This window comes from Desulfotomaculum copahuensis, from assembly GCF_001655685.1.
In the GTDB taxonomy this organism is placed as follows: Bacteria; Bacillota; Desulfotomaculia; order Desulfotomaculales; family Desulfovirgulaceae; genus Desulfotomaculum_G; species Desulfotomaculum_G copahuensis.
In genome coordinates this window covers 1-948 of the sequence record NZ_LYVF01000147.1, presented here as the reverse complement: position 1 = coordinate 948, position 948 = coordinate 1, and the positions used below count along the sequence as shown (strand labels likewise).

2 protein-coding genes are annotated in these 948 nt (G+C 31.6%); both read right to left on the bottom strand.

Annotated elements, in window-relative coordinates:
- Positions 1 to 578 (bottom strand): CHC2 zinc finger domain-containing protein (locus A6M21_RS09110; RefSeq protein ID WP_066668033.1); only part of this gene is annotated, 578 nt, incomplete at its 3' end.
- A 35-nt stretch (positions 579 to 613) separates the two neighbouring features.
- Positions 614 to 814, bottom strand: a complete 201-nt coding sequence (locus A6M21_RS09105) for a helix-turn-helix domain-containing protein (RefSeq protein WP_066668031.1) — start codon at positions 812 to 814, stop codon at positions 614 to 616.
- Positions 815 to 948 lie beyond the last annotated feature (134 nt).

The window sequence follows — 948 nt, the reverse complement described above, 5'->3', positions numbered from 1 at the left end:
CTTAATGTGTCAATCCAATATTCAATCAGGTCTTGATATTTGCAGGCTTCAACGAATGCTTCCAAATCCATATCGTCAGGTTCTTCAACTAATGATTTTATCTTCGTATACGCTTGAAATAGCTTGCAAAGATAATCATACGTTTCATCATATTTGCGCTTGAAATTCTTAAGTAGCCTATTAAATTTTTGCCTTTTAATAGCTTTTCTTTGGATTTCCTTATTAGGCTCAATTCCCGATAAAGGTATGCCAAAATCATAAGATAACTTTTTAACTGCTTCTAATGGTGTTAAATTAAAATATCTTGCTGTGAAGTCTATAACATCACCATGCGCTTGGCATCCATAACAATGATAGACATCTTTATAGATTGCTAAGGAAGGGTTCTTATCTGCATGAAATGGACAAAGAATGAAATAATGAGTGCCTTTTTTTACAGGATTAAAACCGTAAAGCTCTATAGCCTGTAATAGGGAAATATTAGATTTGACATATTCAAAATTATTGCTTATATTATAGCTGATGTTCAATTTATTTTTTTTATTTGCCATAGATTTTTCTATGGTATTTTTGTTCATTGCAGATCCCTTCCTTAATTAACATAAAGGTTATTTTAATTCGTTTTTTTCCAGCCGCCGTCGAAAGCTTTTCCGCCATTGTCAATCCATTCTAACAGCTTATCAGGATCAACTCTTAATTGTCTTCCTACATGAACCACAGGCAAAATGCCTTCTCTGGCTAAAGCATATACTCTGTCTTCTTTTAAATCTAATATTTCTGCCACTTCAGGAAGTCTTAATAATTTTTTATCCATAAAATAAACACCTCCTATGCTTATAATAAAACATAAAAGGTGTTTAAAAAACGCAAATTCTTAAAACATATGCAATTTACGGGTAAACTCTATATGTTTTATAAAATTTACCGCTTTTTAGGTCTTCCTCCTTT